Origin of the sequence: Bacteroides stercorirosoris, from assembly GCF_900142015.1 — a bacterium.
GTDB lineage: Bacteria > Bacteroidota > Bacteroidia > Bacteroidales > Bacteroidaceae > Bacteroides > Bacteroides stercorirosoris.
In genome coordinates, this window is record NZ_FQZN01000070.1 from 1 (window position 1) to 7,026 (window position 7,026).

The following is a 7,026-nucleotide window of genomic DNA, read 5'->3' on the forward strand; positions in this document are numbered from 1 at the left end:
AGTTCCTGACGAATTGCACTGACGATTTTAGGATTGGTCAGTGGATGAAGCGGATCAATCTGAACACCACAAAATAACTGGTAATGAATATTCCCGTTTAAATGTTCAATCAGTTGTGAATCTGAAAAGTTGGTATAGGACTTCAGGAGCATCAAGGCTATTTTACCCTCAGGAGAAAAATAACTTTTACGCCCCAAAGCAGAGGACTTCAAATGCATTTCCCGGGCCAGTTCCGAGAAAGGAAACAGAGCATGGAGGCGACCTAATTCACTCGTAGCAAAACTTTGACGATATTTTTTTAGCATATCGAACTCGGTAAAACCTAAACGAGGTTCGATTTCTGAGATTTTTTGTATCTTTACCATGTGTTTTTAGTTTAGATTACCCCCGTTTTGGCCGTCAAACCGTTTTTTAGGGGGAATGCTTAAAGATACAAAAAAGGCAACTAACTCGCAATGAATTAGTTGCCTTAAATTTTATTATTTTAGGAATATCCCTAAAAATTAAAGGCTGTGCAATGAAACAGAATTCATTGCGCAGCCTTTAATTTTTAATTTTAAACTTCTAATTGGATTCCGTATCCACTTTTACCAAGCCTCCTGTATCGGGGTTGAACAGTACTTTGATTGTAGAATTCTTGTTGAACAGGACGGGAGCAAGGTACTCGACTACACCAAATTGGGTGACAGGAATTTCTGCGTTATACAATTCTTCGTTTTGGTAATTCAAAGTCACTTTTGCCCTGCCCGGCACATTGTAGGCAACGCCGTCCACTTGTTTTTTAGAGTTATCGGCAGGAGGGACATTGATGCTTTTAAGGTCGGTTATGGTGATGTAGACCGGTTCGCCTGCCAAGTCATGATTGGCTACCACTCCCAACTTCTTTGAGAAACGGAAAGCAACTTCATGATTCATTTCTTTAGGGACAATGCGGATGGTGTATGTTTTATCTTCGGTAGTGACTTTACCGGCAAACATCTCTGTCATGGCACGCTCCTGCAAAGTCAGGTTGTCGAGCATGAGTTTCAGTTGTGCGCCGTCTTTGGGCATGTTGTCCGCTTCGCCACGCAACAGGGCGTTTTTGCTTTCACGAATGTTGTAGATTTCTTTAGCTACCAGTTCCGCCATCTTTGCCGTAGAGTTTGCCATCAGAATTTCTTCTGTCAGGAAATCACGGGGATTGACGTTAGGCGTATTATTCGTAGCTTTGGGCTGCACCGGAACTGCTTTTTTCTGTCCGTTGCCCAATGGCATATTGATGGAGTAGACGATGCCATCCTTGCTCAATTCGATGAGAGGGGCTACGGTTTTATCCTTCATCTTCACGAAGTATACATTCTCTTTGTCGGGTACGCCGATAACTTCCGTCTGTATCTTATCCAGTGTCCAATAGGTTTCCGGTTCGGAAGAGACGTTGTTCAACCGCAGGTAACGGTCAGCATACTTCGAAAACTCTCCGGGAGTATAGATATTCTTGGTTACTTGTACGGTGAGTTCAATTTCGGTTTTAGGCAGTACATAAGTCACTCCATAGTCTTTGCCACGAGTGACACCCGCGGTCACTTCCGTTTGTGCCACGGCAGTCACGGAGAATAACAGGGCTGAAAGCAATACTATATTCTTTTTCTTCATAAGTCGCGTTGTTAAAACGATTTCAGTTAAGGGACAAAGTTAATGAAGTTATTTTTGTCAAGAGTAGAATTACGGAATATTAACAGAATAACCGGAATCAGGGAGTTGCCGGTGCTTTTCGTCTCAATAGATAGTGTGTTTTGTCTCAATAGATGGTATGTTTCGTCCCGATAGATGGTATGTTTTATCTCAATAGATGGTATGTTTTGCCTCAAGAAATGATGTTTTTTGTCTCAAAAGCAATGTTTTTTCTTCCCGAAGCTATGGGATATAAAAAAACAGAGAGAAGCCAAAAGCTCCTCTCTGTTAGTATCTATAAATCCGAATCTAAATCAGGATTACGTTGACAAATATACGATATTAAATACCGGAAGTCAAGCTTTTGCCCGGTTATTTTACGAATTGGATGCAAACAGGCTTATCCACTTTGATGTCCTGATGTATATCCGATAACAGTCCTGTGACGGAATCACGTTGGAATACTTGAATCACATGACTGTCCCGGCAGGCGGTTAACAGATACTTCCCGTTCGGTGTGATGATGAAGTTTCGCGGATGGATGCCTGTCAGTTGGTATCCTACCTTTGCCAGCATGCCGGTTTCGGGGTTTACTTCAAAGATGGCAATGCCGTCACCTTTCAGGCGATTGCTGGCATAGAGGTATCTACCGTCGGGACTGAGGTGTATGTCTGCGCTGCCACGTGCACGGAGCGTGTCGGCGGCGATGGTCTGTATCTTTTCTAACTTTCCGTCCAGATAGCTGAAAGCGGTGATGTTGCCGGATAACTCGCTGATGAGGTAGGCATACTTTCCGTTGGGACTAAATGTCAGATGGCGCGGGCCGGAATTGGAATCCACTTCGATGGCTTCGGCAGAAGGGTGGGGGATGATGCTCTTCGGATGCATGACAAAGCGCAAGATACGGTCGGCACTGAAATCGGTGGCGAAGATATAGTTCCCGTCAGGAGAGAAGACGGCACAATGTACGTGTGGCGTTGCTTGCCTGTCGGCATCCGGTCCACCGGTGCTACCTTCGAAGAGGGTGTCGGCAGGTTCCAGTGAACCGTCTTTTTTCAGCGGGAAGACGGACATGCTTCCGCCGCTATAGTTGGCTGTAAGCACTTCTTTTCCGTTGGTGGAAACGTAGCATGGGTCAGCGCCCATAGTAGGCTGGCGGTTCAACAGGCGGAGTTTCCCTGTCTCTTTGTCGAAGGAGAAAGCATTGAGCGCTGCCGTCGTATCGTTCATTTCGCTGACGGCATAGACGAACTTCCCGTCTTCGGAAGGAACGAGATAAGAAGGATTGAGCACTTCAATGGAACTGAGTGCCGCTGCCATACCTGTTGACTGATTGAAGCGGAAAGTGTAGATACCTTTACTGTTTCCGTCGGTATACGTACCCACCAGCATGGTGAGTTCATCACTTTCATTGTTTACGTTTCCCGCCTTACGGGGGGAACACGCTACCATAGCTAATCCAAGCATAAAGAAAAGAAGTTTTCTCATGATATCTTTATATTATTCCAGTTTCACTTCCGCCACCCCTACGCGGTCATCGTTCAGCACGATGCGCAAGTCGCTGGCAGTAGTTCCCTTGAACGTGTATGAAATCAGCTTGCCGTACTCGCTGACTGTGCCCGAATAAACCGTTAGGAACTGTCCGCCACCGCCCGAAAGCTGTATCTCAAACTCTGCCGGCAGACCGTTGCTTCTGCTGAATGCAATGGAAACACCATCTACCTTGGAGCCGTTCTTTAAGGCAAAGGTAATATAATCTCCTTTATTTCCCTCCCAAACAGTATTCATTTTTTTATCAAGTACGTTCATTACGCTTTCCGGATTAGTACTGGCAGTCACGGGACTGTCTGTTTGGGTTTGCGTTTGTACAGGAGCGTTCGGGTCTTCTACTGTCAACATTCCATTCAGGCGGATGTCTTCGGAAGAGGCGCCTACCATGACGCTGAAGTCTCCGGGCTCTACCACCCATTCCATGTGTTTGTCCAGTAGTTCCAGGTGTTTATGGTCGAGGGTGAAGGTGATTTCTTTCGTCTCTCCCGGTTGCAGATGGACACGCTCGAACCCTGCAAGGTTCTTTTCGTAAGTGGTGACGCTGCTTAACATATCGCGGATATAGAGTTGCACTACTTCATCGCCTGCCCGCTTTCCGGTATTGGTAACTTTGCAGCGCACGGTTGCTTTCTGATTGGCAGTCATCACTTTCGGGCTGATTTCAATATCGGAATACTCGAAGGTGGTATAACTCAGACCGTAACCGAAGGGATAAAGTGCACCGTTGACACGTGACATATTTCCATCCGGTCCCGGATTCTTTCCTCCGTCAATCTGCGAAGAAGGTTTGCAAGGGAAATTGAAAGGGATTTGTCCCACACTTTTAGGGAAGGTAACAGTCAGCTTTCCGCCCGGATTGTAATCTCCGAAGAGTACATCGGCCACTGCCGTACCACCTTTAGAGCCCGGATACCAGGTTTCCAGAATGGCGGGAACAAACTTATCCGCCCAATTGATGGAAAGCGGACGGCCGTTAATCAATACCAGCACGACGGGCTTACCTGTTGCCTGCACAGCTTGGAGAAGTTTCAGTTGCCGTCCCGGAAGGTCGAGACTACTGCGTGACTTATTCTCACCGCAGGTGCGTTGTCCGCCTCCTAATACCACCACGGCTACATCTGCCTGGCGTGCGTTTTCTACTGCTTTATTGATTTCAGCTTGTTCGTTATCTGTCATCGGATAGTCGATAAGTTCGCTTTCCGGCCAATTGGCATCTACAAGGTCGCAGCCTTTGGTGTAGAGCACTTCCGCTTTGCCTTCGGATTTTTGGCGAATGCCTTCCAGCACTGTGGTTACTTCTACTGCCAAAGGACCGTAGTGTGTCAGTGCATATCCCTTTTCGTTCGCATTGGGGCCGCAGACTGCTATTTTCTTCACGTTGTGGATGTCCAATGGCAACACGTTGTTTTCATTCTTCAACAAGACGAGGCTCTCGCGTGAGGCTTGCAGTGCAAAGGCTTCATTCTCAGCTTTCTCTACTTCTTTATCAGCTCCTGCAAGGTCAGTCTGATAGGGAGCGTCGAACAGCCCTACGAGGAATTTTACACGCAGAATGTCACGTACACGGTCGTTAATTACTTCTTCGCTTAGTCCGCCCTCCTTTACCAATTCGCGCAAAGGCAATACATATGAATCCGGTGACCGGAAGGTGCAACGTACATTCAGACCGGCTTCTACACTTTGACGCACGGCTTCTTTCATATCTTTGGCGGTGCTGTGTTTGGTATAAAGATATTCAACGGCATCACTGTCCGAAACCACATATCCCCGGAATCCCATCTCGCCACGCAGGCGTGTAGTCAGCCAATAATAACTGCCTTGTATGGGGACACCGTCGTAATCATTGTACGAACTCATCACTCCCAATAGTCCTGCTTCCTTTATCACCCGTTTGAAGGGGTAGACATGTATCATTTCCACTTCGCGCGGTGACATTTGCGGGTCCACACGTGCCATACCTTCGCGGGCGCCCTTGTTGTTACTGTAAGCAACGAAATGTTTTCCGGTTGCTGCTACCTGGTGGTTATGTTGCATGCCGTGTACCATTTCAATACCCAGTTCGGCAACGAGGTAAGGAGATTCACCATATACTTCTTCATAGCGTCCCCAGCGCTGGTCACGACCGACGTCGAGGATGGGGGCATACACATTGGTATATCCCAGCATACGGGCCTCCCGTCCGGTGATTAGTCCAATCTGGCGTATCAGTTCGCGGTTCCAGGTATGTCCCAATCCCAGTTGTGTGGGGAAATTGGTTGCACGGTAACTTTCTACGCCACGAATACCTTCGTTCGTAAAATCTACGGGGATGCCGAGACGGGTTTCTTCGATGAAGAAGCGTTGCACTTCGTTCAGTGCCCAGGCATGGCGGGAGGCGGGCCATACGTTCGGGTTATCCGATGGGGGAAGTCCCCATTGCTGGAAGCCGTTCAGATGTTCGTCGATGGCACCGATGCCGTCTTTCCAAAGCATCTGTTTCCATTCGGGGGTGGGGAGGTCGTCCTTTAGTACACGTTTGTAACCGTAGAGGGTTACCATCTGGCATGTCTTTTCTTCCAGTGTCATCTGGCTGAGTAGATCTTCGATACGTGCATCCAGCGTGGCATTAGGGTCTTCGTACACATCTTTCACTCCGTTTTTGTTGAAATCAATCCAGCCTTTTTTGTACATCTCGCTTTTGACGGGTTTGTACACAGCCGGTATCTTCACGGTCTTTTGTGCGCAGAGCAGAGTACTGCCTCCGAGCAGTAGTGTCATTGCAATAAGTTTCTTCATGATATTTATATTTTCGTGTATATTATCTTCTGTTGCCAAAGGTACGGGTTATGTGGGAAAAAGAAAGGCAAAATCGTCCGGAGTACTGGCTTTTATTGTACGTATGGTGATGTAAGACAGTTTTTGATCTTATAAAAAGATAAGGTTTATTAATCCGGACTAAGCAATCACACTATTCTTTTGTACAGTAACAAAAGAATTCTTATCTTTGCCCCACGATTTCTAAAAACCGTATGTATTCTGGGGTTGACTGGATTTGACAGCGGGTAGAAATAGTAAGTAAGCATGCAGTGCGTCGTTGATTTGCACTTTAATCTCAGTCTTCAAAATTTTATCTGGCGAAAGACAATACGCTCTTGCTGCTTAATCGAATCATAGTAGATTGAGCTTAATCCCGGCACCAGGTGCTGGGACGAGACATCACTCGGAAGCTGTTGCTCCGAAGCATTCCGATCCAGTGGTGCAGTTACATCGGGGATAGTTCTTGTCGGCCTTGAGACGAGAATGAAACTTTAAAGGATAAGGCAATGGTTGATGGCTTTGGTTCTGCCGTTGCTCGAAAACTTAGGCAAAGATAAGCATGTAGAAAGCTTATGATTTCCTCGTTTGGACGAGGGTTCGATTCCCTCCAGCTCCACTAAAAGAATGAAAGCTCTGATTATTTCAGAGCTTTCTTTCTTTTTATTTAGGGATATTCAGTAAATGTCCCTCTTTCTAATAAATTAAGAGAACAGTTTTACTTTACGTGAGCTTTTCTCTTAATTTTTTTCTGTAAAGCCTCAAGTCTCCTATCTTTTTCATAGAATATTATTTACATATTCTTATTTTTTCTTCCCAACGGTACATTATGTATATGTCTTTTTAGGGGAAGTTAAAAACCTCTCCTGTTTTCCTCTTATTATTTTAGTCTGATTATGCAGCCGTTCTTTTTTTCTTTTCGACCTTTTCTATCATGCATACCGCATTGGCCGTATGTATTCCAAAGAAAATCCAAAGCATTTCCGTTTTCCTGTTTCTAGCTTTTATTCTGGCCAGTGAGTAATGTTGTTT

Annotated in this window: 4 protein-coding genes, 1 other RNA gene and 1 pseudogene; 1 reads left to right on the forward strand and 5 read right to left on the reverse strand. The window is 45.9% G+C overall.

Annotated features, from left to right (window positions below):
• The 4 genes from BUC01_RS24595 to BUC01_RS24615 form a co-directional block, all read right to left on the reverse strand.
• A partial coding sequence (locus tag BUC01_RS24595) for a transposase (protein WP_139261844.1) occupies positions 1 to 365 on the reverse strand: 365 nt, incomplete at its 3' end.
• Positions 366 to 564: 199 nt separating this feature from the next.
• On the reverse strand, positions 565 to 1,632 hold the full coding sequence (locus BUC01_RS24600) for a DUF4831 family protein (protein WP_025835963.1): 1,068 nt from the start codon (positions 1,630 to 1,632) through the stop codon (positions 565 to 567).
• 390 nt (positions 1,633 to 2,022) lie between these two features.
• Positions 2,023 to 3,138: a lactonase family protein gene (locus BUC01_RS24610; protein ID WP_073315189.1), complete on the reverse strand. Its 1,116-nt coding sequence runs from the start codon at positions 3,136 to 3,138 to the stop codon at positions 2,023 to 2,025.
• Positions 3,139 to 3,150: 12 nt separating this feature from the next.
• Positions 3,151 to 5,976 carry a glycoside hydrolase family 3 N-terminal domain-containing protein gene (locus BUC01_RS24615; protein ID WP_073315191.1) on the reverse strand — a complete coding sequence of 942 codons (2,826 nt, stop codon included), beginning with the start codon at positions 5,974 to 5,976 and terminating at the stop codon, positions 3,151 to 3,153.
• 242 nt (positions 5,977 to 6,218) lie between these two features.
• Here BUC01_RS24615 and ssrA point away from each other — a divergent pair.
• Positions 6,219 to 6,616: a transfer-messenger RNA gene (gene ssrA, locus BUC01_RS24620) on the forward strand.
• Positions 6,617 to 6,888: 272 nt separating this feature from the next.
• On the opposite strand, the pseudogene BUC01_RS24625 reads toward ssrA, so the two are convergent.
• Positions 6,889 to 7,026 (reverse strand): annotated as a pseudogene (locus BUC01_RS24625) (DDE transposase); the annotation flags it as partial.

Excerpts from the sequence above, each read along its gene's own strand:
- BUC01_RS24615 (WP_073315191.1), bottom strand. The coding sequence starts at position 5,976 with ATGAAGAAACTTATTGCAATGACACTACTGCTCGGAGGCAGTACTCTG.
- BUC01_RS24610 (WP_073315189.1), bottom strand. The coding sequence starts at position 3,138 with ATGAGAAAACTTCTTTTCTTTATGCTTGGATTAGCTATGGTAGCGTGT.
- BUC01_RS24600 (WP_025835963.1), bottom strand. The coding sequence starts at position 1,632 with ATGAAGAAAAAGAATATAGTATTGCTTTCAGCCCTGTTATTCTCCGTG.